The sequence below is a fragment of the Stutzerimonas tianxiuensis genome, assembly GCF_053470365.1.
The window spans coordinates 263,242-287,591 of record NZ_JBPVWS010000002.1 but is presented as its reverse complement, the minus strand read 5'-3'; the positions used below and the strand labels follow the sequence as shown (position 1 = coordinate 287,591).

Here is a 24,350-nt window from a genome sequence, read left to right as displayed (position 1 = left end):
CACGGTTTGGTGACTTACTTATTACAAAACGATCATTCCCGCTTGGCAGTCATTGGGTTAGAACTCGACTCAGTCCGGCATCGCAACGATGCCGGAAGAACCCGCCACGCCGGCAGCGGGCTTCACTGGCAGTCTATCTGCCGACCTCGCCATGAGGACAACGGAAACACCAGTCAACCACTGAGGGCAATACCCAATGAGAAGACTCAAGCGTGATCCGATGGAACGAGCATTTCTACGCGGTTATCAGCATGGCATACACGGTAAATCTCGCGATCTCTGTCCTTTTTCTCATCCCGAGGTACGCCAAGCCTGGATTAACGGCTGGCGGGAGGGTCGCGGCGACAACTGGGACGGTCTGACCGGCGCAGCCGGCATTCATCGATTGAACGAACTTCACGCGGTCGGCTGACACAATCACACCGACTTCGACTAGCACGCCCCATCCGGGCGGCGGGCTTGAAGCCCGGGGCTCCCATCGGGAGCCCCACTGAAGCACAGATTAACGATTCGCACTCTTCTGAGATTGCAGCGCAGCGATGGCGTCCACCGCCTCGCGAATCAGCGCAGGCCCCTTATAGATGAATCCCGTGTAGAGCTGCACAAGACTTGCGCCGGCTTCGATCTTCTCTGCCGCATGCTGCCCTTGCGTGATACCACCGACGGCAATGATAGGCAGGCGGCCCGCCAGGGTTTGTGCTAACACACGGACGGTATGGGTGCTCTTTTCACGAACAGGGGCCCCGGAAAGCCCGCCCGCTTCGTCGGCGTGCGCAAGACCCGCCACGCCGTCACGGCCAACCGTTGTGTTGGTCGCAATGATTGCATCCATGCCGGCCTGGAATACCGCTTCGGCAACCAGTCGGATTTCCTCATCGGTCATGTCGGGCGCGATCTTGATGGCCAGCGGAACACGCTTTCCATGGAGCACTTCGAGGTCTTCGCGGCGCTGGCCAAGCGCATCGAGCAGTTGCTTGAGCGAGTCCCCGAACTGCAGGCTACGCAGCCCCGGTGTATTGGGCGAACTGACGTTCACTGTGACATAGCTCGCCTGGTGATAGACCTTGTCCAGGCATAGCAAGTAATCATCCTGAGCGCGCTCGACCGGGGTGTCGAAGTTCTTGCCGATGTTGATGCCCAAGATGCCCTTGAAACGAGCCGCGTCGACCCTTTCCAGCAGCGCGTCGACGCCATGATTGTTGAAGCCCATACGGTTGATAATAGCTTCGGCCTCGGGCAACCGGAAAATACGCGGTTTGGGATTTCCCGGTTGTGGCCTTGGCGTCACAGTACCCACCTCGACAAATCCAAATCCCAGCTGCGACATTCCGCAGATCGCCTCGCCGTTTTTGTCCAGCCCCGCCGCCAGCCCAACAGGGTTCGGGAAATCCAACCCCATCACCCGCACCGGCAAGCTCGCCGGAGACTTATTCAACATGGTGTTAAGGCCTAGACGGCCGCCCGCGCCAATAAGATCGAGCGACAGCTCATGAGACGTCTCGGGCGTAAACTTGAAAAGTAGCTGGCGGGCCAGGTTATACATACGCAGCCTAGATCCTGGAAAGTGTGGCGCGAGAGTATAGCAGGCGGGCATTGCGCGCAGCGGGCTACAACGTGGCGCCCGTGATCGAATTGCTCGACGAAGCGCGCCTAATCAACCCGTCGCAAGCGAATCAGTTTGCCTTCAGGCGCAAACTCCATCTCGAATGAACCAAACACGCCGGCTGTTGTCAGAAAGGGTCGCAGGTGATGTGCCGGCAAGCTGACGCTCGTCCCTTCCCGGCTTTTGATCAGGATACGATTGGCGCGCCCCTGATAGACCGCCAGCAGTTTTTCGGCGGGCAGTGCAATATCCAGCAAGAGGCTTGGCATGGAGGCTCCCTCATTGATCAACGCAGCGATGTTGCCATATCGGCCCTCGGACAGTGATCTGTCATTGAGCCGAGATCCCCAATTCGATAGACAAAAGCTCGGCAAATACGGTGCACAGGGCGCACGGCTCTGCCACACTTCGACCGTTGCCCTATGCGTTCGTCTTCCATGATGGGCCTGCCCGAGCCGATGCCGCCCGTGACTTCCCGAATCGTCAGATTTGCCCAACGCCTTGGATTGACCGGCAAATCACCGCGCCAGATCCTTGAGCACGCCAGCCAGATCAGCTTGCCATTTGCTCCCCTCTCGGAGCCGGCACCGAGCATCTTCTGGAACGACGGCCCTTGCCTGCAACGATTCGTCGATTTACCGAGAAGCGCCCTTTCCGGCCCCATTCAGGAAGACAAAGCCAAGGCTCATGCAGCCTTGACACGGCTCGTGCGCCAGGAGCGCAGCGCCTACCCGGCGCTCGATTTGAGACAGGTCGACGGCCTCGGCGGGCAAAGCCCCGACGAAGCGACCTATCCGACGTTCGAGGCGCTTGCCGCCACACCCGCCTGCCGTCAGCTACGGGTCATCAGTTACAAGGACTTCGTGCGGACCATCACCTCCGCATTGCCTGAATTCCAGACACAGGCCCCGATCGAGCTTCGCCAAGCCAGCTGGCTTGGCGAGCGGATTTACTGGAGCGGTGAGCACCATGCTGAAGCCTTCGCCAGCGCCATCGCCTATGCACGGTTACGCGGGCTGGAGGTCAACCTGCCCTGCGAACTCACTGATTACCGGCTTGATGCAGCCGGACTACAGGCACTCGACAGCGAATACCATGCCGTCACGATGCCGGCACAAGCCTGGAGCGATCGCGCCTTCATGGGGCTGCTGCTTGAGGCAAAGATTCCCTATGCTCGCTTGACGCTGCTGCGCAACGCGAATAACTCAGAGCTACTTCTGCTGGACAAGCGGCAACCTGCTGCGAATGCTTTGGGAGAAGGGCTTAAGCTCGCCGGTGCTCCGGACATGGTGCGCTACTTGCGAGACCTGCCACAGATCACTCGGTTCCGCCTTGGCAACCGGGCCGTACATACCGACTGATCCAGCAACGCCACTGCCACGAAGCTCGCGAGCCTCTGCCCAACACCGCCTCCATGACGCAAAACGCCGATGCATAGACATCGGCGTTTCATTTCGCGTAACAGCCGCCAGGAAACCCAGCGGCATATCACAACTAGCGTCTGGCGCTTTCCAACGCGAGGTCTTGCAGCTCGCGACCGGCGACAGCATACATGGCGTAATCCACGCTACTGGCACTGCGCAGTTCGACCAGCATTCGCCGCCAACGCTCGACCTGATATTCCCGCTGCTCCAACCATAGCTGAACGCGAGCATCGAGATCGTCAGGCGCGTCGCTCATCTGCAACACCGACACGGTGATAGCGCGCTGCTGACTGTCCAGATCATCGCGGAAGCCTTCCCTAGCCAGCGCTTGCCAATTATTTTCCACCGGCAGACCGGTGACCTGCTGCAGGTACCAAGGTAACTCCAGCGCACCGCCCACGGCGAAGTAAGCCGCTGCGACCTCAGCAGGTGGCTGCCCGGTTTCATCAGCGGCCTCCAGTATCGGCAACAGCGTGTACAGATGGTTGGTGCCCGCGACCATCCGGGCCAGCAACTCGGGCACACCTGCGTCGGTGTAGCGCTCGTAGCGCGCTTGCCAAAGCTCGCGAGTTCCGCCCTGCAGCAGCGCGTCGAGTTTCAAACCGAGCGCTGCGACGCGCGGCCCAAAGTGCCCGACGTCACGTGCCGCATCCAGCTCACTGCGACGATTGCGCAGGAACCAACGGGTCGCCCGCCGTCCCAGCCGCATCAGTTCATCCATGAGGTTGAGCTGCAGTTCAGACGGAACCTTGTAATCCAGCGCTTCGATCTGTCGGAACCAATGAGGCAGATGGAAGATATCCCGCACGATCACGTAAGCGCCTGCCACGTTGGCGGCGCTCAGGCCTGTAGCCTCTCTGAGCCGCTGAACGAAGGTGATGCCCATGTTGTTGATCAGGTCGTTGGCGATCTGAGTGCTGACGATTTCGCGTTTGAGACGGTGCTGCAGCATCGCCGGGCGATACTGCTCGGCCAGCAACTGCGGAAATGCGCTCTCCATTTCGCGCGCCAGATAGGCGTCGTCCGGCACGCGCGATTGCAACAGTGCTTCCTTCAGCTCGATCTTGCTGTATGAAATCAGCACCGACAGCTCAGGCCGGGTCAAACCCTTGCCCAGATTCGCGCGCTCAGCCAGCATTTCATCGCCAGGCAGGAACTCAAGCGCACGATCCAGAAGACCATCGGCTTCCAGGGAACTGATCAGTCGCTTGTACTCACTGCCGCCCTCATGAGCGCGATGCTCAGCCTGCGACAGCGCCTGGGTCTGCTTGTAATTGTCGTGCAGCACCAATTCGGCCACCGCGTCGGTCATCTCGAACAGCAACTGGTCACGCTGCTTGCCGGTCATGTCCCCCGCACTAACGATCTCATTCAGCAGAATCTTGATGTTGACCTCATGGTCGGAGCAGTTCACCCCGCCAGCGTTGTCGATGAAGTCCGTGTTAGCGGCACCGCCATGCAAGCAGTATTCGACGCGTCCCAGCTGAGTGATGCCCAGGTTGCCGCCTTCGCCGATAACCTTGGCTCGCAGCTCGTTGCCGTTGACCCGCAGGATGTCGTTGGCCTTGTCGCCCACGTCTGCATGAGTTTCCGCGGTGCTCTTCACATAGGTTCCAATGCCTCCGTTCCAGAGCAGATCCACCGGTGCCTTGAGCAACGCGTGGATGAGCTCGGCCGGGGTCAGCTGATCCGCTTCGATGTCGAAACGCGCCTTCATCTGCGGCGTGATCGCGATACGCTTGGCCGAGCGAGGGAACACGCCGCCTCCCGCGGAGATCAGTGATGCATCGTAGTCGGTCCAGGAGGAGCGCGGCAGATCGAACAGGCGTTGGCGCTCGACAAAGCTGCGCGCAGCGTCCGGGTCGGGATCGATAAAAATGTGCAGATGGTTGAAGGCAGCCACCAGCTGCAAGGTTTCGGACATCAGCAAGCCATTGCCGAACACATCACCAGCCATGTCGCCGATGCCGATCACGCTGACGTTGTCGCGCTGCACATCGATGCCACGCTCGCGGAAGTGCCGCTGCACTGAGACCCATGCGCCCTTGGCGGTGATACCCATTTTCTTGTGGTCATAGCCGGCGGAGCCACCGGACGCGAAGGCGTCGCCCAACCAGAAGTCGTACTCCGCAGCGATGCCGTTGGCGATGTCGGAGAAGGTTGCGGTGCCCTTGTCGGCCGCCACGACGAGATAGGGGTCGTCCGCGTCGTAGCGAAGCACGTTGGCCGGCGGTACGACGTTGCCGTCTTTGAGATTGTCAGTGATGTCCAGCAGGCCGCTGATGAAAATCCGATAGCAGGCTATGCCTTCTGCCAGCACCTCGTCACGAGACCCATTGGTAGGCAGACGACGTGGCACGAAACCACCCTTGGCCCCTCCGGGCACGATGATCGCGTTCTTCACCTGCTGCGCCTTGACCAGACCCAGCACCTCGGTGCGGTAGTCTTCTTCACGATCAGACCATCGCAAGCCACCGCGCGCGACCTTGCCGCCACGCAGATGGACGCCTTCGACGCGAGGTGAATAAACAAAGATTTCGAATTTCGGCGCCGGCCGTGGCATCTCAGGGATCGACCGCGGATCGAGCTTGAAGCTGAAGTAGCTCTTCGGCTTGCCGGCCGCGTCCATCTGATAAAAATTCGTCCGCAGAGTCGCTTTGATTAGGGCCAGGTAGCGCCGAAGGATGCGGTCTTCATTGAGCACCGCCACGTCATCCAGCGCCGTGATGATCGCCTGCTCCAGCCGCGCCTGCTTGTCGGCAAGATCTTCTTCGCCGAGTTTGCGCGCCAGGTAGAAGCGCATCTTGAACAGCCGCACCAGCTCACGAGCGATGTCGGTGTGGTTGAGCAAAGCGCTGGCGATGTAGCCCAGGTCGAAGCCCATGCGGATCTGCTTCAGGTAGCGGCCATAGGCGCGTAGCAACGCAACCTCGCGCCAGGTCAGCCCGGCGGTCAGGACCAGCCGGTTGAACGCATCGTTCTCCGCCTGACAGTTGTTGATCGCGATGAAGGCATCCTGCAGCGGTTCATTGATCTCCATAAGATCAATTTCGAGCCCCTCTGCGTAGGTGAACGCAAAGTCGTGAATCCAGTATTCGCGGCCATCCTTGCGCCGCAGGTGGAACGGAAACTCGCCTAGCACGCGTAGCCCGAGGTTCTCGAGGATCGGCAACATGTCCGACAACGGCAGCGACGTGTTCAGGTGATAGAGCTTGCAGTGCAGGCGATTTTCCACCGCCGTGATCGGCTGGTAGAAGCTCATCACCAACGGGCGCTGCTCGCTGAGACTGAGCACGTGCTGCATATCCACAGCCGCCGAATGCGGCGCGAAACGTTCACGGTATCCCGCGGGGAAGCCTTTCGGGAAATCAGCAAGTATCCCGGTGCCCTGGGCTTCGCCGAAGCGCTCAATGACCACGCTCGTGTAGTCGTCCTGCCAGGTTCGGCAAGCTTGGACCACCTCGTTTTCCAGCTGGACCGGATCGAACTGCACCTGCTTGCTCGGGTCCAGACGCAGAAGGAACTGCACGCGGATCAGCACGGACTCGGAAAAGTAGGTGGAAAACTCACAGCCGCTGGCTTCCAGACGGTCTACCAGAACCTGCTGGATGCGCAAGCGGGTTTCGGTCGAATAACTGTCGCGGGGAACGTACGCCAGGCAATAGCAGAAGCGTCCATAGGGATCGATACGCAGGAACAGGCGCAGCTTGTTGCGCTCCTGGATCTGCACGATGGCGATGGCTGTGCTGAACAGCTGGTCGAGCGTCATCTGAAACAGCTCGTCGCGCGGCAGCACTTCGAGAACCTGAGTCAGCTCCTTGGCCAGATGCGCCGAATCATCGAAATGCGAACGCTGGATGACCTCTGCCACCTTGCTGCGAATGTAGGGTATCCGACGCACGCTCTGGGTATAGACCGACGAGGTAAAAAGCCCGAGGAAGCGGCATTCCCGGGTTACGCGACCCTGCTCATCGAATTCGCGTATGGAGACGAAATCCGGGTATGCCGGTCGATGCACCCGGCTCGGAGTAGCCGCCTTGGCGAACGACAGCAGCAGCGGCTCCTGCAGATAGGCCAGCGCTGGCGGCATGATCAGTTGATCGTCGGCTTCAAGTCCGGTGCGCAGGTTTCGCGACAGCCCCAACAGGGATGCCTCGTCATAAATGATGCGGCCGCCCTCCCCCTGTTCGACAACCGTGAATTCCTCATACCCCAGGAAGGTGAAATGGTCTTCGGCCAGCCAGCGCATGAAGTCCATGCTCTCAGCCAGCTGGGCGTGATCGGCCGGTTGCAGCATGGCCAGACGCGCATGATGCTCTTCGGCCTTCGCCTTCATCGCCGGGAAATCACTGACGGTCAGACGGACGTCAGCCAGAACGCCGTGCAGCGACTGCTCCAGTTCGTGCAAGGCCGCCGCACTGGCGCAGCGATCGATCTCGACAAATATCAGCGACTCGGCGCCGCTGCCTTCACCCGAACTGCCCTTCGGCAGCAATTCGACCAAGCTGCCGTCACCGTTCCGGCGGACCTGCAATACGCTGTTCTGCAGGGTGTGAATAGCATAGCCACGACGGGTAAGCTCCATGCGCACCGAGTCGACCAGAAACGGCATGTCCGGGTGCAGCACTTCGACCACGCTGTGGGTCGATTGCCAACCGTGCTTCTCATAATCGGGGTTGAACACCTGAACGACAGGACTGCTTGGGTCGAAGCGCTCCAACAACCGCCAACTCGCCAGCGTTGAGCCGACCAGGTCGGTCATGCGCCGCTGAGTCAGCTCGGGCAATGCGACGATTCCGAAGAACTGTTCGGCGAAGAGCCCCACTTGTGGCAGGAGTTTCTCGTCGACATGCTGTGCCAGGGCCACTTTCAGTTGTTGCTGAAAATCGGCTTTGCTGGCAGCTGTAAAGAACGCCATTTTTTCGCTCCATTCTGGCTTTGAATTCGACTAGGGCAGTCGCGGGACCTGACCGGCAACGCAACCTGTAAGTTCAACGTTAGTTCAGCGGACCGGGAATGCACCCAGTAGGGCCTCCTTTGTCTGGCGCCGCCAGCGACCGCCCGGTCACATTTAATTGAGTTGCATGACCAATGGAGACTGGCGCTGGCCATCCTCAACGCTGCGTGACGAACTTGCCGAGCCGCGCATAGCCTGCCCCTCGCTAATGAATTAAAGTCGTGCTGGTCGAGCGTCCGCCCCGACACGCCCCTGCAGAAGAGCTCAGCGATGGACCACCGTGAAGCCATAGTCGCGCTGCGACAATTTCTTTCCACCCAGATTCTCGGCCAGGAACGGCTGATCGAGCGCCTGCTGATCGCTTTGCTCGCTGACGGCCACCTGCTCGTCGAAGGCGCCCCGGGGTTAGCTAAAACACGGGCAATCAAAGAGCTTGCAGGCGGCCTTGAAGCGGAATTCCATCGCATCCAGTTCACACCCGACCTGCTGCCAGCTGACATTACCGGAACTGAAATCTACCGACCGGAAACCGGCAGCTTCGTCTTTCAACAAGGCCCCATCTTTCACAATCTGGTGCTGGCCGATGAGATAAACCGAGCGCCCGCAAAGGTGCAGTCGGCGCTGCTCGAGGCCATGGCCGAACGGCAGGTCAGCGTGGGTCGCAGCACCTACGATCTGTCACCGCTCTTTCTGGTAATGGCCACGCAAAATCCCATCGAGCAGGAGGGCACCTATCCCCTCCCCGAAGCGCAGCTCGACCGCTTCCTGCTCCACGTAAAGCTCGGTTTCCCCGATGCGTCGGTGGAACGACGCATTCTGCAACAGGCGCGCGGCGAAGCGATCAACGGCGAAACCGCCCCGGAACACCGCGTCTCCCAACAAGCGATCTTCGCTGCGCGCAAGGAAATTCTCGGCCTGTACATGGCGGACGCGGTGGAGGAGTACCTGGTGCAGTTGGTCATGGCGACCCGCACCCCGGCCAAATTCGACGCTGAGCTGGCGGGCTGGATTGCCTACGGTTCCAGCCCGCGCGGCTCGATCTCGCTCGATCGCTGCGCCCGCGCTCATGCCTGGTTGGCGGGACGGGACTTCGTCAGCCCAGAGGACATTCAAGCGGTGCTGTTCGATGTGCTGCGCCATCGTTTGATTCTCTCGTTCGAAGCGGAAGCAGCTGGTATTGATCAGGACCGCGTCCTGCAGCGTATTCTCGACGTGGTCGCGGTGGCCTGATGCAACCCTCGCGGCCCACCGACGACAGCTCGGTGCATTCAGGGCCCGGCGATGGCGTCCGGGTAAGCCTCGCCGAGCTGATCGACATGCGTCATCGAGTCCGCGAAGTGCCCTTGTTTTCCAGCCCGCATCGGCGCAGCCAGTTGGTTGGCCTGCACCATTCGAAGTTGCGCGGACGAGGGGTGGATTTCGATCAGGTGCGCATCTACCAGGCCGGCGACGATGTTCGCACCATTGATTGGCGAGTTACTGCACGGACTCAGGAGCCGCATACCAAGCTATTCCACGAAGAACGTGAGCGACCCATTTACTTACTGGTCGAGCAGAGCCCGCGGTTGTTCTTTGGCAGTGCTCGGGCCTTCAAGTCGGTGGTGGTTGCCCAGGCTGCCAGCCTGGTGGGATGGGCCGCGCTAAGCCACAACGATCGCGTCGGGGGCCTGGTATTCGGACACGGCGATCAGCACGAGATCAAACCCCGGCGTAGCAAGCAAAGCCTTCTGCAATTGCTGGACCGTTTGGCGCGCGCCAATGCCGGCTTGCAAGCCGACCAGTCTGACGATCCAGAGGCCTTCGGCCTGGCGCTCAGACGCGCACGTGAAGTGCTGCGTCCAGGTAGCCTGGCGGTGATCCTCTGTGATGAGCGCGCCCTGAGCGATGCAGCAGAACAGCAGATGAGCTTGCTCGCGCGTCACGTCGACTTATTGCTGATTCCTGTCTGTGACCCACTCGACCACGCGCTGCCAGCGGCTGGACTGTTGCGCTTTGCGCAGTTCGGCGCTCGGCTGGAACTGGACACCCATGATGCGGCGCTGCGACAAGCCTACCGGCTGCAAGGCGAAGCCCGAAGTGCGCGCTGGAAGCGTCTGGCTGACCGTTTGCGCCTGCCTTTGATGCCGCTTGATACCCAGCGCGAACTGGTGGAGCAAATGCGTGAGCACCTCATCGGGCAGCAACAAGGCGCCCTCAGATGAATGCCCTCGAGCTTGAACCCCTGATCACCCCAGCAGCCGTGAGTTGGTGGCCACTGGCGGCTGGCTGGTGGTTTCTCGCTGCCCTGTTGCTCAGCCTCGTTCTGCTGCTGAAACTGCAGCCCTGGAAAAGACTTCAGCTCGCTAAGCGAAAGGTGACCGCCCAGGACGAACAACTGCTCGACCCGCAACGTCAGACGGCTCTGCTTGAACTCGCCCAGTTGAGCAAGCCATACAATGGCCAGCCAGCCAGTCACTGGCTGCAGCAACTCAATGCGCTACTGAAACGCCTTTGCCGGATCCGCTACCCAGACGATCACCCCCATACATTGAGCGGGCGTGCCTGGCTGGCCTTTCTCGACAATCGGTGTCCGGCCGCGGGATTGACGCGCTGGATGGTACTGGTTGAAGGCGCTTACCGCGCCGAGTGCCGGCTGGACGACAAGGCCATCCAGGGCCTTGAACAGTCCGTGCAGATCTGGATTCGCAAGCATGTTTGAGCTGGCCTGGCCGTGGGTCTGGCTACTGTTGCCGCTGCCCTGGCTGCTGCGCTGGGTCTTACCCGTATCGGAAAGCGGCGACGCAGCATTGAAGGTCGGCTTTCTGGCCGAGCTGGAAACGCTGGCTGGCCGCCGCGCCGCGATCGCCCTGCCTGCCTGGCGGCAACAGCTGCCCTACTTGTTCATCTGGTGTTTGCTGTTGCTCGCCGCCGCCCGCCCGCAATGGCTCGGCGAACCGCTGCCGCTTCCCACCAATGGCCGCGACCTGTTGCTGGCGGTCGACGTGTCCGGTTCAATGGACTATCCAGACATGCAGTGGCAAGGCGATGAGGTCAGCCGGCTGGAACTGGTCAAACACCTGTTGGGCGACTTTATTGCCGGGCGAAGCGGCGACCGCGTCGGGCTTATCCTGTTTGGCAGCAAGGCCTACCTGCAGGCGCCGCTGACTTTCGATCGACAAACGGTACGCACCTGGCTCGATGAAGCTGCGGTCGGCATCGCTGGCAGCAACACAGCCATCGGCGACGCCATCGGCTTGGCCGTCAAGCGCTTGCGCGAACGGCCGGCCAACAGTCGCGTACTGGTACTGATTACGGACGGCGCGAACAACGGTGGCGAAGTCGAGCCTTTGATCGCGGCTCGCCTCGCTGCGGTCGCCGGCGTCAAGGTGCATACGATCGGCATCGGTGCCGAAGCGGATGACAGCCTGCTCAACCGGTTCGGTTTCAACCCCGGCGGCGACCTGGACGAAACGACTCTTCGCGCGATTGCCTATGAAACCGGCGGCGAGTACTTCCGAGCGCGTACAAATGAAGAGCTGGAGGCAGTCGGTGCCACCCTCGACGAACTCGAGCCGGCCGCCCAGCAGCCGGCTCAGGCACGCGTCGCCACAGCGTTGTACGCCTGGCCATTGGCAGCAGCACTTCTGTTCAGCTGGCTGTTGGTCGCGCGCAGCGTCTTGCCTTTGTCGCTGCGTCAACTGGGCGCTCGGAGCAAGCGATCATGAGCGAACTTCTGCCCTACCTGCTCAGACCGTTCTGGTTGATCGTATTGCCGCTGCCGATATGGCTGATGTGGCGTTTATGGCATCGTCAGCGCCAGACCGGTCGCTGGCAGCGCCTGTTGCCCGAAGCTTTTCATACCGCTCTGCTCACCCGCGGCAAGCTGCGTAACAGCAAGCTTCCTTGGATCCTCCTCGGCAGCGCCTGGCTGCTGGGTTGTCTGGCGTTGCTAGGGCCAAGTTGGCAGCAGGTCGAGCAACCCAGCCTGACACGCGCGGACCCGTTGGTCATCTTGCTGGAGACCACCCCGGCAATGCTGGCAACCGATGTGCAGCCGAGCCGACTCGAGCAGGCCAAGCGCAAGATCCTCGATCTGCTGCAGACCCGCCAGGATGCCCAGACCGCTGTGGTGGTCTTTGCCGGCAGCGCTCACACCCTGGTGCCCTTGTCCAACGATATGGCCACCACGCAAAACCTTCTGGACGCATTGCAGCCCGATCTCATGCCCGAACCCGGCCATCGTGCTGACCTGGCGGTGGCGCAAGGCATTGCCCTACTGCAACAAGGCGCCAATGGCGCTGGGCGCCTTCTGCTGATCGGCAGCAGTCTGAGCGAGCCGGAGCGCGCATCGATTGAGCAGCAGCTGGAAGAAAACGAGCAGTTGCTGCTTCTGTTAGGCATCGGCACCGAGCAAGGTGCTCCGATTCCTCTCGAGGACGGCAGCTTCCTCAAGGATGACAAAGGTTCCATTGTCATCCCCCGGCTGGACGACAATGCCATGCGGCGTTTCGCCAGCCAGATCGGTGGTCGCTATCAGCAGGCTCGAGTCGATGATGCGGACCTGCGCAACCTCGGCTTGCTCGAAAGCAACGGAAAGCTTGTGGCTCAAGACGAGACCACCCGTCTCGACGCCTGGCAGGACCAAGGCTACTGGCTGCTGCTCCCTCTGGTGTTGCTCGCCGCCTTCGCCGGGCGCCGGGGTTGGCTGTTCTGCTTGCCGCTCGTCCTCTTCGTCCCGCAACCCGCCAGCGCCCTGAGCTTTGACGACCTATGGCTGCGCCCCGATCAACAGGGCATGCGCCTGCTGGAATCTTCTCGCCCAGGCGAAGCCGCGACCCGCTTCGAAGATCACCGGTGGCAGGGCTATGCCCGCTACCAGGCCGGTGACTTTGCCGGCGCCGCCGAGCAGTTCGGCAAGGGCGACTCCGCAGCCGATCACTACAACCGAGGCAATGCCCTGGCCCGCAACGACGAGCTGCAAGCCGCCATCGAAGCCTATGAACAAGCCCTGGAGCTGGATCCGGGCCTGGACGTCGCGCGGCGCAATAAAACCACCGTCGAAGAGGCCCTACGACAAAAAGAGGCTCAAGCTGATGCCGATCCCGACGCGTCGCCACCCGAGGAATCGACATCCGAAGCCGAGCAGCGCAAGCAGCCTCGTGGAAGCAAAGCGCCAGACACCTCGTCGGACTCGACAGATCAAACCACGGCACAGGCCCCGCCAGAGCCAGCTGGCGAGGTGTCGAGCAAAACACTGAACGAGGGCCCACCCGAGTCCGAGCCAGTCGCGACCGATCAGCAGATGGCACAAGCACAGGAAGTGCCGGTCGATCCCGAGCAGGATCAGGCAATGAACCAATGGTTGCGCAAGATCCCGGACGATCCCGGCGAGCTGCTACGGCGCAAGTTTCTTTATGAGCAACGCAAACGGCAGGAATTGAATCAATGATGCGCTGGATGACACTGGTGTTTCTGCTCCTGCTGGGCTTGCAAACCCACGCTGCCACTTTGGTGGCCCGGGTCGACCGTACCGAGCTGAGCCTGGACGAAACTGTGGAGCTGACTCTGGAAACGGCCGACGGCACCGCATTTGGCAAGCCCGACCTGCAGCCCCTCGACAGCCTGTTCAAAGTATCCGGGACACGTCAGAGCAACCAACTTGCCGGGACCACCGGCGATGCACAGGCGATTACCCAGTGGCAGGTTACGCTCCAGCCGCTGCAGACCGGCTATGTCGTCATTCCGCCGTTGCAGCTCGGCGATGCCCGTAGCGAGCCAATCACCTTGCATGTCACCGAGCCCAGTGCCAGCGACAGCGACCTGCTTGCCCCCATATTCATCGACGCCAGTCTTGATCAGGAGGTCGCCTACGTGCAGGCGCAGGTGCTGCTGACGCTGCGTATCTACCACTCCGTATCGCTGTACGACGACAGCACCCTGTCACCGCTGCAGATGAACGATGCGCTGGTGCAGCGGCTGGGCGAACCACGCACTTATGAAAAAGACATCAACGGCGTCCGCCACGGTGTGATTGAAATCCGCTATGCGCTATTCCCACAGAAAAGCGGCGAGCTGACAATTCCCGCACAACTGTTCAGCGCCACGGCCGTAGCACCGTCGACCGGTGATCAGTATGGCTCGAGGTTCGGACGTTCGACCCAGGTCAAATCACCCACCATCCCGTTAACTGTAAAGCCCAAGCCATCTGACTATCCCGCCGACGCCGCCTGGCTGCCGGCCCGAAGCCTGACGCTGGTCGAAGCCTGGAGTCCGGAACCAGGGGATGCTCAGCTGGGCGAAGCCCTGACCCGCAGCTTGCTCTTGAAAGCTGACGGATTGACCAGCAGCCAGCTGCCTCCAATCGCCTCAACCAAGCTTCCGGGGCTGCGCAGCTACCCCGACCAGCCGACCCTGAACAACGAAGTCACTGCCAACGGTGTCAGCGGCAGTCGCGAACAGCGCGAAGCCCTGGTCGCGACGCGCACCGGAGAGTTCCAACTCTCGCCCGTGGAAGTCATCTGGTGGAACACTCTGGAAGATCGCCTGGAGCGCAGCACGCTGCCTGGTCGCACCCTGCTGGTCGCCGACAATCCGGACCTGCAACAGCCCGCCATCGAGACGGCGGACATGCCGGAACAGCGAGAGGCGAGACGGCTATGGCCCTGGCAGCTGAGCAGCGCATTGCTGGCATTGACGACCCTGCTCGGCTTTGGCTTGTGGCTGCATGCGCGCAGGCAGCCAGCGGTGATCCGCACAGTGCAGACCGGCCCGACTCCGCGCAGCCTGCTGGATGATCTGAAACGCGCCTGCCTGGCCAACGACACCCAGGCCACCCGACATGCGCTCGATGCCTGGGCGCGGCAGCAGCCTGAAACGCTGGCCGATATGGCGGCCCGTTTCGAGCCGCTGTCCGATGCCCTCGATGGGCTTAATGGTGCGCTGTACAGCGAGACCGGTCAGCGCTGGCAAGGCGAAGCCTTGTGGCAGGCCATTCAGAACCTGCCCGCAGGTCAGGCTGGCGATGCCGAACGCGAAGCCAGCGCGCTGCCGCCGCTGTATCCGCGCTGAGCTGACGGACTTCCCATATCCGGTCGCGATCAGCCGTCTTGCCCTTTGCTGCGAGCTCGTGCACCAGTTAGACGCGTCTTGCACCGTCCTTGGCATGTGGCTTGCTAAACCTGAACCAGACATCCCGCTTCGCACCGGTTCCCTCCCGGACGGTGCGCGCTTCGCATGGCAAAGGTTTTCTTCAGCATGACCGATCTCTCCCCTTCGCTCCGCCCTGACGCCAAAGCCTGGGTCGCCGGCAGCGACGCGCCAGAAAAGCACGTCGTGAACCTTGGTTTCATGGCGCTGACCGATGCTGCATCGCTGATCGTCGCCGCCACCCAGGGCTTTGCGCAGCCCTACGGCCTCACGCTCAACCTGCAACGGCAGAGCTCCTGGTCCAGCGTGCGAGACAAGCTTGTGGAAGGCGAACTGGATGCCGCTCACGGACTGTACGGCCTGATATACGCCGTGCATCTGGGGATCGGAGGCAGTGCGCGTAAGGACATGGCCGTACTGATGGGGCTGGCGCAAAACGGACAGAGCATCAGCCTCTCCAGTGAGCTGAAAGCAGCCGGCGTGACCGATCCCGATGCGCTCGGCAAATGCGTGCGCCAGAGTGGTGCAAAACTCACGCTTGCTCAGACATTTCCCACCGGTACTCATGCGCTCTGGCTCTACTACTGGCTGGCCGCCCACGGCATCCACCCGCTGAAAGACGTACGCACAGTGGTGGTGCCGCCGTCGCAGATGGTCGCCCATCTACGGGCGCGACGCATCGACGGCTTCTGCGCCGGCGAGCCCTGGGGCGCCCAGGCCATTGAAGAAGACATGGGTTTTACCATCGCGACCAGCCAATCGATCTGGGCCGACCATCCCGAGAAAGTGCTCGGCTGCACGCGCGAATTTGTCGACCAATACCCCAACACCGCCCGCGCGCTGGTGATGGCCATCCTCGAGGCCAGCCGCTTCATCGATGAGAGCCAGGAAAATCGCCGTAGTACTGCACAGCTGATTGCCGGCAGCGACTATGTCAATGCGCCCGTTGCGTCCATCGAATCGCGCTTTCTGGGTCAATATGAGGACGGCCTTGGCCATGCCTGGCTGGACAAGCACCCGCTGCGTTTCTTCGGCAACGGCGAAGTGAACATGCCCTACCACTCCGACGGCCTCTGGTTCATGACTCAGCTGCGCCGCTGGGGTCTGCTGCGTGAAGATCCGGATTACCTTGCCGTGGCGCAAAGCGTCCAGCAAACCAGCCTCTACCGCGATGCAGCGAGCGCTTTGAATATCGCCGTACCCGACTCCCCCATGCGCAGCGCTATGCTCATGGACGGCAGTCGCTGGGATGGCAGCGATCCGGCGGGGTACGCGCGCAGCTTCGCGCTGCATGCCTTGGGCGACACCGCACCACACCCCAAGCCTTGAGAAGGGAGACTGTCATGCTTCGCGTTCTCCTGATCGACGACACCCCGCGCAAGGTCGGTCGCCTGCGCACCGCTCTGATCGAAGCCGGCTTCGAGGTGATCGAGGAATCCGGTTTGACCATCGACATGCCCGAGCGGGTCGAAGCGATTCGCCCCGACGTGGTGCTGATCGACACCGACTCCCCCGGCCGGGACGTCATGGAGCAGGTGGTCATGGTCAGCCGTGACCAGCCGCGGCCCATCGTCATGTTCACCGACGACGACAACCCCGATGCCATGCGCCAAGCCATCCGCGCCGGCGTCAGCGCCTATATCGTTGAAGGCATCCAGGCCCAGCGCCTGAAACCCATTCTCGACGTGGCCATGGCCCGCTTCGAAAGCGACCAGGCAATCCGCGCGCAACTGCATGCACGCGACCAGCAACTGGTCGAACGCAAGCGCGTCGAATTGGCCAAGGGCATGTTGATGAAGATGCGAAGCTGCAACGAGGAAGAGGCCTACACCCTGATGCGCCGCCAGGCCATGAGCCGTCAGCAGAAGCTGATCCAGGTCGCTGAGCAGATCATTGCGATGAACGATCTGCTGGGTCAGTGATCCGCAAATCTCAGCGCGCTGGTCTCGGCGAGGCCCAGACGGGGCTATTAGCCGAGCGGATGCCTGCTGTGAACCTTGCGGGACTCAAGTACCGATCGTTTTCGGCTCTCGACCAGGCCCAACGAGCCTATTGCTCGCCGACTGCAACACGTTGCGCCAGCCGCCCCCTAACCACTCCAATCGCGTCCGAATGACGGGCGCCACTGCGCCCGCCATTTCCAAGCAGCTCTTCCATGCAAACGAACCAAAACGGAGCCAAGGATAGAATTGGGTGCACGGCTATTGCACCGAGCGATCGCCAGGAGTGCCAAGCCCGCACGTCCAACGCATGTTCAGCCTGGCCGGTTGTTTCAGACGTAAGCCGTTGTATTACATAGATCTTCCTAACACCCTAGTCGCCAAAAAAATCTCAGATTAAGAATTGGCAAGCCCCTTGCAATCCCTCTGTTACCACGTCTTCAGGTCGCCAACGGCGGTGATCGGGACGAATTGACAAAGGCGTCAACGGTGCTCGCTCTGCTCATGCAGAGGGTGCTTCCGTTACGCCTTTTTTTCGTTTCGCGATTGAGGGATAGATCATGCGCAAGACCCGCCGTACTTTGTTGAAAACGCTGGTGGCCAGCATTGGCTGCTCTGCCCTGCTGCAACTGGTGCCGATGGCCGCCTGGGCGGCCGAGCCAGAGAAGGAGGAACTCAAGCTCGGCTTTATCAAGCTCACCGACATGGCGCCACTGGCGATTGCCTATGAGAAAGGCTTCTTCGAGGACGAAGGGCTCTACGTCACGCTCGAAGCGCAGGCCAACTGGAAGGTGTTGCTAGACCGCGTCATCGATGGAGAGCTGGACGGTGCGCACATGCTCTCCGGCCAGCCGATCGGCGCGACCATCGGTTTTGGTACCAAGGCCGACATCATCACGGCCTTCACCATGGACCTCAATGGCAATGCCATCACCATGTCCAACGCGATCTGGGAGCAGATGAAGCCCAACGTGCCGATGGCAGACGGCAAGCCGGTGCATCCGATCAAGGCCGACGCACTCAAGCCGGTGATCGAGCAGCTCAACGCCAGCGGCAAGTCCTTCAACCTGGGCATGGTGTTCCCGGTATCCACCCACAATTACGAATTGCGCTACTGGCTCGCGGCCGGTGGCATTCACCCCGGTTACTACGCACCGAAGAAAGGCGACATCAGCGGACAGATCGATGCCCAGGCGTTGCTCTCCGTTACGCCACCGCCGCAGATGCCTTCGACCATGGAAGCCGGCACCATCCATGGCTACAGCGTCGGAGAGCCATGGAATCAGCAGGCGGTCTTCAAAGGCATCGGCGTACCTGTGGTTGCTGACTATGCGATCCGCAAGAACATGTCGGAAAAGGTCTTCGGCGTATCCAAAGCCTGGGCCGAAGCCAATCCCGAAACGCACAAGCGTCTGGTCAAAGCGCTGATCCGTGCAGGCAAGTGGCTGGACGAAGACAACAACGCCAACCGCCACGAAGCGGTGGAAATCCTCTCGCGACCGGAATATGTCGGCGCCGACGCCAAAGTTATCGCCAACTCCATGACCGGCACCTTTGAATTTGAGAAAGGCGACAAACGCGAGGTGCCGGATTTCAACGTGTTCTTCCGTTACAACGCGACTTACCCCTACTACTCCGATGCCATCTGGTACCTGACGCAGATGCGCCGCTGGGGCCAGATCGCCGAGGCCAAGCCGGACAGCTGGTACCTAGACATGGCCAAGCAGGTCTATCGCCCGGAAATTTACCGCGAAGCCGCAGCGGCACTGATCGAAGACGGGCTGATGACAGCCGAGGACTTCCCCCCAGCAGATGAAGACGGCTTCCGCGAGCCACTGGCGGACACCATTGATGGCATCGCTTATGACGGCCACACGCCCAACGCCTATCTCGAACAGTTCGCGATCGGCCTGAAAGGCGATACCACGCTCTGATTCCGCCTACGGGAGCCATGCGCGGCTCCCACCTTTCGGAGGACATGTCGATGAGCAATCCCGCCGTCGTGCAGAACATAAAAGAAACCCTTAGAGCTGGCCGTCAGGCCCGCATCAAGCGCTGGCTGCCGCAGGTGATCATGCCGTTGGTGGGCGTCTTTGCCTTCCTGCTGTTCTGGCAGTTGGTGGCCTCGAACATCCAGACCAGCCTCGGTCAGTTTCCCGGGCCGAGCCAGGTGGCCGAGCAGTTCAACGGGCTGGTCGATGCGCATATCCAGTCGCGGGAAAAAGCCGAGGCGTTCTACCAGCGTCAGGAGGACCGCAATGCGGCCAAACTGGCCAAGAATCCCGACGCCGAGGTGAAGATTCGCCCGTACACCGGCAAGCCGACCTTTTTCGAGCAGATCTTCACCAGCCTCTATACGGTGATGACCGGCTTTGCCATCGCCTCGCTGATTGCCGTGCCGCTGGGCATCGTCTGCGGGTTGAGCAAGACGGTGTATAGCGCGGTGAATCCGCTGATCCAGATCTTCAAGCCGGTGTCGCCGCTGGCCTGGCTGCCGCTGGTGACCATGGTGGTCAGCGCCGTCTACGTCAGTGACGACCCGCTGATGGCGAAATCCTTCGTCACCTCGGCGCTGACCGTAGCGCTGTGCTGCCTGTGGCCGACGGTGATCAACACCACGGTGGGCGTGGCCAACCTCGATAAGGATTTGCAAAACGTCAGCCGCGTGCTGCGCCTGTCACCGCTCAGCCATGTGCACCGGATCGTGCTGCCCGCTGCGATTCCGATGATCTTCACTGGCCTGCGCCTGTCGCTCGCAACCGGCTGGATGGTGCTGATCGCTGCCGAGATGCTGGCGCAGAACCCCGGCCTCGGTAAATTCATCTGGGATGAATTCCAGAACGGCAGCTCCAACTCGCTCGGCCGGATCATGGTCGCAGTGATCGTCATAGGCCTGATCGGCTTCGCCCTGGATCGCATCATGCTGATGCTCCAGCGCCGCGTGAGCTGGGATAAGAACGCAGACCTGCGCTGAGAAAATCACATGAACAATGCCCATCTCGAACTCACCGGCGTCGGTATCAGCTTTCCCACTGACAAGGGACTCTACTGCGCGCTGCAGAACGTCAACCTGCGCATCGCCAAGGGCGAGTTCGTTTCGCTGATCGGCCACTCTGGCTGCGGCAAGTCAACGGTGCTCAACATCGTCGCCGGCCTCTATCAGGCCACCACTGGCGGCGTGATCCTCGACGGCCGTGAGGTCAACGAGCCCGGCCCGGAGCGCGCCGTGGTGTTCCAGAACCACAGCCTGCTGCCCTGGCTTTCCTGCTACGAGAACGTTGAGCTGGCGGTGCGGGAAGTCTTCAAAGGCCAGAAGAGCAAACGGGAGATGCGTGACTGGATCGAGCACAACCTTGAGCTGGTGCACATGACCCACGCCCGCGACAAACGTCCCAGCGAAATCTCCGGCGGGATGAAACAGCGCATAGGTATCGCCCGCGCACTGGCCATGCAACCCAAGGTGTTGCTGATGGACGAGCCCTTCGGCGCCCTCGATGCGCTGACCCGCGCGCATCTGCAGGACTCGCTGATGGAGATCCACGCCGACCTTGGCAACACCGTGATCATGATCACCCATGACGTTGACGAGGCCGTGTTGCTCTCGGACCGCATCGTGATGATGACCAACGGCCCCTCTGCAACCATCGGTGAGATTCTGCGCGTCGAGCTCAAGCATCCTCGCGACCGCATGACCCTGGCCCACGACGCCCAGTACCACGCCTACCGGGCGCAGGTTCTGGAGTTCCTCTACCAGCGCCAGCAGCGGCCTGCGGCCTGACAAGTCTCCAGGAAGCTAATCGAGAAAGGATCACGAGCATGGACAGAGCCTTGAACGCCACGCGCCCGACGCAGGCCGTATCGCAAGCCACCACCGCTGCCCTGCAGTCGTACATGGATTGGCTATTGCTCGCTGCCTGGGCCATGGCCTGTATGGCGGGGCTGTGGCAGCAGCAACTGCTGTCGCTGGCCCTCGCCTGTATCGCCGCAGGTCTGCAACTGGCCCAACAGCGCAAACGCCGCGAGCATCAGCGCCACAGTGAGCATTTGCTGGCCGTGCTCGGCCAGCAGCAGGGGCTCAACGAGCCTCGTGAGGATCTGGTCGCCGCCTTTGGCGCTCAATCGCTGCGCAGCGAACGTTTACGAAGTGAAGTGCAATTCGCCAGCGATGCCCTCGAGCGCATGGCCGCAACCGCCGAGCACAGCAGCATCGGCCAGGGCGAGCGAGTGCTGGCGATGACCGAAGCCAGCAAGGCGCTGAGCCACAACCTGGAGCAGGTCAGCACGCTGGGCCAGCAAGCCATGCAAGCCTTTGCCGACACCCACCGGCAAAGCCAGGCCGGCCGCGACAACGCGATGTCGGTCAGCACCCGCATGACCGAGGTACGCCAGAGCATGCAGCGCACGTCGGATGCGGTCGGCCAGCTTTTGCAGGACACGGCTGCCGTCGGCAAAGCCGCACTGAGCATCCAGAACGTCGCCAAACAGACCCAGTTGCTCGCCCTGAATGCGTCCATCGAAGCAGCGCGAGCCGGCGAGCACGGTCGCGGTTTCGCGGTGGTGGCCGACGAGGTCCGCCAGCTGGCGCTGACCAGCGACTGCGCCGCCCAGGACATCACCAGCGTGGTCGCCACGACCGGCAACGCAGTTCGCCGCGTCGAGGCCGAGGTCGTCCAGCACCAGCAACTGCTCGAGCAAAGCGGCGAGCAAAGCAGTGCCTTGGCCGCTGAACTCGATCAGTTAGCGCGGCGCAGCCAGCTGAGCCTGGCCGAACTCGATCACCTGCAAATAGCCCTCGACGAACAGCGACAGGGCAACCGCCTGTTGCGCGACCAGCTGGATCAGGTCGAGACCGGCGTCGAGCGCCAACGCACCCAGGCCGAAGAGCTGCACAGCCTGACCCTCTACCTCACTCGTCTCAGCCGTACGGAAGCCTGACCATGGAAGTATCGATCGCCCTGATCCTGGCCGCCGGCCTGGTGCTGCTCGGCAACCATCTCAGTCGCATTGCAGCCGAGCGGCATCGCAAGCGTCTCAGCGCAACCGATGTCCAGGCGCTGCAGCATTCGCTGGAAGTTCTTCAATTCGTGCAGAAACACCGTGGCCTGGGTGTCCAACCTGATGCCGCAGCCGCCGCGCAGCGGTTGGAGGTTGCGAGCCATATCGATCGGCTCTGGCAGGAGTGGAAAGGTGAGGAAAACCGTCCGGCGATGCGCGCCCTGTGGCAGCAGATCCGCCGGAACCCAGCGGATTTCGAGCCGCACTGCATCCTGATCGAGCAACTGCTCGAAAGCATTCATGTGCTTGAGCTGCGCCTTGTCTTCCAGGGCAATCCGCAGGTATCCGGCATGTGCGAGGCCTGTCGCGCACTGGAAGACCTCGGACGTTTGCGCGGCCTGGCAGTGCGTGCAGCCAACTTCGAAAAGTGCCCATTGGATATGCAGATCCAGATGCGCTATCTCTGCCTGCGCCTCACCGGCCCGATCAGTGGCGACAGCCTGCGCAACCTCATCGAACATCTGGAATGCAACCTGATCGACGCACCGCGGGTCAGCCTGGCGCCAGCCGAATGCTACGCGCTGATCACCCCGATCATCGATGAGCGCTTGCAAGGCATTCGCCATAGCATCGCCTGACACCGCGCACGCGATATCAACAGGCCGGATCAAGCTTGGTGCTGACGTGCAGAGGCGTACAATCCGCCTCCGCACGTCGCGCTGCCAACCAGCGCCAAACACAAGCAACGAGAGCATCATGGCCCGCCTGACCCTGCAGTTTCCCGAAGACCAGTTTTGCTTCAGCACCCAGCTGACTGTTCGCATCACCGATATCAACGCCGGCAACCATCTGGCCAACGACTCGATGATCTCGATGATTTCCGAGGCCCGTGCGCGCTTCCTGTTCGCCTATGGCATCGCCGAGACCAGCAAGGATGGCGGCGGCATCATCGTCACCGACCTGGCCACCACCTACAAAGCCGAGGCCCATGCACGGGACGCCCTACTGTTCGAAGTCGGCGTCATGGATTTCAACAAGTACGGCGGCGACATCACCTTTCGTATCACCCGGCCGGCGGACGGCACGCTGATCGCCATGGCCAAGTCCGGCTTCGTCTTTTACGACTACGTGCAGAGCCGCGTTGTCGCTATGCCTGAGGCATTTGCCGCCAAATTCCCGCGGGTGAACCGGATCGACTAGATCAACCGTTGTCGTCACCGAGCTGCAGCAGTCGCTGCACATCCTCGCGGTGGCAGAGCTCGGTACCGGGGCGCATCACGGTGGCGGTCCCGGCGGCGATACCGTAGCGCACGGCCTCGTCCAAGCTGCGCCCTTCGGCCAGCCCCAGCACGATGGCACCGAGCATGCTGTCGCCGGCGCCTACCGCACTGACCACCGGAACCTGGGGCGAGCGCAGCCGCTGCAATTGCTCGCCGCAAGCCACCAGCGCCCCATCCGCGCCCAGCGACAGCACGATGATCTGCGCACTGCCCCTCGCCATCAGGCCGCGCAGCGCTTGCTCCTGGTCCAGTTCGCTGGTGATCGGGCGACCGACCAGAGCAGAAAGCTCGTTGAGGCTCGGTTTCAGCAGGTATGCCCCGCCCTGACGTGCAGCGTAGGCCAAGGGCTCGCCAGACAGGTCGACGACCAGCCTGGCGCCGATGCGGCGCGTCAGGCTGAGCAGATCATCGTAGAACGTAAGCGCCACACCCGGCGGAAAGCTCCCACTCAGCACCAGATAAGTCGGCACCGGGTCCAGCGAGGTCAATACATCGAGACAACGTGCCAGCTCCTCGGAGGACAAGGAGGGCCCAGGCAGTACAAAACGGTACTGCAGCCCGGTCTCAAACTCGTCCACCGTGAAACTTTCACGGGTGTCCCCAGCGATTGAAACGGGTCGGTGCGCCAAGCCAAGCTCATCCAGCGCACGTGTGAGCAGATCGCCGAACGGACCGCCCGCGGGATAGACGGCCACCGCCTCGCCACCCAGCGTGTCGACCACCCGCGCGACGTTGATCCCGCCGCCACCCGGGTCGTGGCGCGGCAGCGAGCAGCGTAGCTTTTCGGTGCTGGTTACCCGCGCAGTGCTGACGGACAGATCCATTGCCGGGTTCAGGGTCAGGCTGGCAATAACGGGCATCGATCACTCCTCGAAGCTTGGCAGGTAAAGCCTAACAGCCGACGTCAGGACAAAGACAATCGGCAAGACATTGCCCTGAAATGGCGCCCACCGCACAACGGCTGTGCAACCAAAGTCGACCGACCTGGCGAGGCCAGCGACACGAGCCCCATGGAACGGGGCTGGA

At 61.6% G+C, this 24,350-nt stretch carries 20 protein-coding genes; 16 read left to right on the top strand and 4 right to left on the bottom strand.

Annotated features, from left to right (window positions below):
- Positions 1 to 196: 196 nt before the first annotated feature.
- The gene (gene rmf, locus ACSSNI_RS04030) at positions 197 to 412 is read left to right on the top strand and encodes a ribosome modulation factor (protein ID WP_082082129.1); all 216 of its coding nucleotides are present in this window, start codon (positions 197 to 199) and stop codon (positions 410 to 412) included.
- Between the two features lie 90 nt (positions 413 to 502).
- Here the strand turns inward: rmf and ACSSNI_RS04025 are convergent, their stop codons facing one another.
- On the bottom strand, positions 503 to 1,543 hold the full coding sequence (locus tag ACSSNI_RS04025; protein WP_200639776.1) for a quinone-dependent dihydroorotate dehydrogenase: 1,041 nt from the start codon (positions 1,541 to 1,543) through the stop codon (positions 503 to 505).
- Between the two features lie 107 nt (positions 1,544 to 1,650).
- On the bottom strand, positions 1,651 to 1,872 hold the full coding sequence (locus ACSSNI_RS04020; RefSeq protein WP_102836239.1) for a DUF2835 domain-containing protein: 222 nt from the start codon (positions 1,870 to 1,872) through the stop codon (positions 1,651 to 1,653).
- A gap of 168 nt (positions 1,873 to 2,040) precedes the next feature.
- On the opposite strand from ACSSNI_RS04020, the gene ACSSNI_RS04015 reads away from it, so the two are divergent.
- Complete coding sequence (locus tag ACSSNI_RS04015) at positions 2,041 to 2,964, top strand: DUF6685 family protein (protein ID WP_102836238.1); 924 nt, start codon at positions 2,041 to 2,043, stop codon at positions 2,962 to 2,964.
- A gap of 133 nt (positions 2,965 to 3,097) precedes the next feature.
- Here ACSSNI_RS04015 and ACSSNI_RS04010 read toward each other — a convergent pair whose 3' ends face one another.
- The gene (locus tag ACSSNI_RS04010; protein WP_200639413.1) at positions 3,098 to 7,945 is read right to left on the bottom strand and encodes an NAD-glutamate dehydrogenase; all 4,848 of its coding nucleotides are present in this window, start codon (positions 7,943 to 7,945) and stop codon (positions 3,098 to 3,100) included.
- A gap of 309 nt (positions 7,946 to 8,254) precedes the next feature.
- Between ACSSNI_RS04010 and ACSSNI_RS04005 the strand changes: the two genes are divergently transcribed.
- The 14 genes from ACSSNI_RS04005 to ACSSNI_RS03940 all read left to right on the top strand — a co-directional run bounded on the left by ACSSNI_RS04005 (position 8,255) and on the right by ACSSNI_RS03940 (position 23,244).
- Positions 8,255 to 9,214, top strand: coding sequence for an AAA family ATPase (locus ACSSNI_RS04005; RefSeq protein ID WP_148926195.1), 960 nt, complete (start codon positions 8,255 to 8,257; stop codon positions 9,212 to 9,214).
- Positions 9,214 to 10,185 (top strand): DUF58 domain-containing protein, encoded by a 972-nt coding sequence (locus ACSSNI_RS04000; RefSeq protein ID WP_200639412.1) that lies wholly within the window; start codon positions 9,214 to 9,216, stop codon positions 10,183 to 10,185. Before ACSSNI_RS04005 ends, ACSSNI_RS04000 begins: the two co-directional genes overlap by 1 nt.
- A complete protein-coding gene (locus tag ACSSNI_RS03995) occupies positions 10,182 to 10,682 on the top strand; it encodes a DUF4381 domain-containing protein (RefSeq protein WP_200639411.1) in 501 nt (166 codons plus the stop codon). Before ACSSNI_RS04000 ends, ACSSNI_RS03995 begins: the two co-directional genes overlap by 4 nt.
- A complete protein-coding gene (locus tag ACSSNI_RS03990) occupies positions 10,675 to 11,688 on the top strand; it encodes a vWA domain-containing protein (RefSeq protein WP_200639410.1) in 1,014 nt (337 codons plus the stop codon). Before ACSSNI_RS03995 ends, ACSSNI_RS03990 begins: the two co-directional genes overlap by 8 nt.
- Positions 11,685 to 13,412 (top strand): VWA domain-containing protein, encoded by a 1,728-nt coding sequence (locus tag ACSSNI_RS03985; RefSeq protein WP_200639409.1) that lies wholly within the window; start codon positions 11,685 to 11,687, stop codon positions 13,410 to 13,412. The genes ACSSNI_RS03990 and ACSSNI_RS03985 overlap by 4 nt, the downstream gene beginning before the upstream one ends.
- Complete coding sequence (locus tag ACSSNI_RS03980) at positions 13,409 to 15,031, top strand: BatD family protein (RefSeq protein WP_448258965.1); 1,623 nt, start codon at positions 13,409 to 13,411, stop codon at positions 15,029 to 15,031. Before ACSSNI_RS03985 ends, ACSSNI_RS03980 begins: the two co-directional genes overlap by 4 nt.
- Before the next feature lie 186 nt (positions 15,032 to 15,217).
- Positions 15,218 to 16,438, top strand: coding sequence for a CmpA/NrtA family ABC transporter substrate-binding protein (locus ACSSNI_RS03975; RefSeq protein ID WP_159968144.1), 1,221 nt, complete (start codon positions 15,218 to 15,220; stop codon positions 16,436 to 16,438).
- 14 nt (positions 16,439 to 16,452) lie between these two features.
- Positions 16,453 to 17,031: an ANTAR domain-containing response regulator gene (locus ACSSNI_RS03970; RefSeq protein WP_200639407.1), complete on the top strand. Its 579-nt coding sequence runs from the start codon at positions 16,453 to 16,455 to the stop codon at positions 17,029 to 17,031.
- Positions 17,032 to 17,609: 578 nt separating this feature from the next.
- Positions 17,610 to 18,983 carry a CmpA/NrtA family ABC transporter substrate-binding protein gene (locus ACSSNI_RS03965; RefSeq protein ID WP_200639406.1) on the top strand — a complete coding sequence of 458 codons (1,374 nt, stop codon included), beginning with the start codon at positions 17,610 to 17,612 and terminating at the stop codon, positions 18,981 to 18,983.
- Positions 18,984 to 19,033: 50 nt separating this feature from the next.
- Positions 19,034 to 20,023, top strand: coding sequence for an ABC transporter permease (locus ACSSNI_RS03960; protein ID WP_102836228.1), 990 nt, complete (start codon positions 19,034 to 19,036; stop codon positions 20,021 to 20,023).
- Between the two features lie 9 nt (positions 20,024 to 20,032).
- The gene (locus ACSSNI_RS03955; RefSeq protein ID WP_148926204.1) at positions 20,033 to 20,827 is read left to right on the top strand and encodes an ABC transporter ATP-binding protein; all 795 of its coding nucleotides are present in this window, start codon (positions 20,033 to 20,035) and stop codon (positions 20,825 to 20,827) included.
- Between the two features lie 38 nt (positions 20,828 to 20,865).
- Positions 20,866 to 21,984 (top strand): methyl-accepting chemotaxis protein, encoded by a 1,119-nt coding sequence (locus tag ACSSNI_RS03950; RefSeq protein WP_200639405.1) that lies wholly within the window; start codon positions 20,866 to 20,868, stop codon positions 21,982 to 21,984.
- Positions 21,985 to 21,986: 2 nt separating this feature from the next.
- Complete coding sequence (locus ACSSNI_RS03945) at positions 21,987 to 22,682, top strand: hypothetical protein (RefSeq protein WP_200639404.1); 696 nt, start codon at positions 21,987 to 21,989, stop codon at positions 22,680 to 22,682.
- Between the two features lie 118 nt (positions 22,683 to 22,800).
- A complete protein-coding gene (locus ACSSNI_RS03940; RefSeq protein WP_073301959.1) occupies positions 22,801 to 23,244 on the top strand; it encodes a thioesterase family protein in 444 nt (147 codons plus the stop codon).
- Between the two features lies 1 nt (position 23,245).
- On the opposite strand, the gene ACSSNI_RS03935 is transcribed toward ACSSNI_RS03940, so the two are convergent.
- Positions 23,246 to 24,184 carry a 1-phosphofructokinase family hexose kinase gene (locus tag ACSSNI_RS03935; RefSeq protein ID WP_200639403.1) on the bottom strand — a complete coding sequence of 313 codons (939 nt, stop codon included), beginning with the start codon at positions 24,182 to 24,184 and terminating at the stop codon, positions 23,246 to 23,248.
- Positions 24,185 to 24,350 lie beyond the last annotated feature (166 nt).

Coding starts and splice junctions, on each gene's coding strand:
- ACSSNI_RS03955 (WP_148926204.1), top strand. CDS start 20,033: ATGAACAATGCCCATCTCGAACTCACCGGCGTCGGTATCAGCTTTCCC.
- ACSSNI_RS04020 (WP_102836239.1), bottom strand. CDS start 1,872: ATGCCAAGCCTCTTGCTGGATATTGCACTGCCCGCCGAAAAACTGCTG.
- ACSSNI_RS04025 (WP_200639776.1), bottom strand. CDS start 1,543: ATGTATAACCTGGCCCGCCAGCTACTTTTCAAGTTTACGCCCGAGACG.
- ACSSNI_RS03945 (WP_200639404.1), top strand. CDS start 21,987: ATGGAAGTATCGATCGCCCTGATCCTGGCCGCCGGCCTGGTGCTGCTC.
- ACSSNI_RS03965 (WP_200639406.1), top strand. CDS start 17,610: ATGCGCAAGACCCGCCGTACTTTGTTGAAAACGCTGGTGGCCAGCATT.
- ACSSNI_RS03935 (WP_200639403.1), bottom strand. CDS start 24,184: ATGCCCGTTATTGCCAGCCTGACCCTGAACCCGGCAATGGATCTGTCC.
- ACSSNI_RS03940 (WP_073301959.1), top strand. CDS start 22,801: ATGGCCCGCCTGACCCTGCAGTTTCCCGAAGACCAGTTTTGCTTCAGC.
- ACSSNI_RS03985 (WP_200639409.1), top strand. CDS start 11,685: ATGAGCGAACTTCTGCCCTACCTGCTCAGACCGTTCTGGTTGATCGTA.
- ACSSNI_RS03980 (WP_448258965.1), top strand. CDS start 13,409: ATGATGCGCTGGATGACACTGGTGTTTCTGCTCCTGCTGGGCTTGCAA.
- ACSSNI_RS03960 (WP_102836228.1), top strand. CDS start 19,034: ATGAGCAATCCCGCCGTCGTGCAGAACATAAAAGAAACCCTTAGAGCT.
- ACSSNI_RS03970 (WP_200639407.1), top strand. CDS start 16,453: ATGCTTCGCGTTCTCCTGATCGACGACACCCCGCGCAAGGTCGGTCGC.
- ACSSNI_RS04010 (WP_200639413.1), bottom strand. CDS start 7,945: ATGGCGTTCTTTACAGCTGCCAGCAAAGCCGATTTTCAGCAACAACTG.
- ACSSNI_RS03990 (WP_200639410.1), top strand. CDS start 10,675: ATGTTTGAGCTGGCCTGGCCGTGGGTCTGGCTACTGTTGCCGCTGCCC.
- rmf (WP_082082129.1), top strand. CDS start 197: ATGAGAAGACTCAAGCGTGATCCGATGGAACGAGCATTTCTACGCGGT.
- ACSSNI_RS04005 (WP_148926195.1), top strand. CDS start 8,255: ATGGACCACCGTGAAGCCATAGTCGCGCTGCGACAATTTCTTTCCACC.
- ACSSNI_RS03975 (WP_159968144.1), top strand. CDS start 15,218: ATGACCGATCTCTCCCCTTCGCTCCGCCCTGACGCCAAAGCCTGGGTC.
- ACSSNI_RS04015 (WP_102836238.1), top strand. CDS start 2,041: ATGATGGGCCTGCCCGAGCCGATGCCGCCCGTGACTTCCCGAATCGTC.
- ACSSNI_RS03995 (WP_200639411.1), top strand. CDS start 10,182: ATGAATGCCCTCGAGCTTGAACCCCTGATCACCCCAGCAGCCGTGAGT.
- ACSSNI_RS03950 (WP_200639405.1), top strand. CDS start 20,866: ATGGACAGAGCCTTGAACGCCACGCGCCCGACGCAGGCCGTATCGCAA.
- ACSSNI_RS04000 (WP_200639412.1), top strand. CDS start 9,214: ATGCAACCCTCGCGGCCCACCGACGACAGCTCGGTGCATTCAGGGCCC.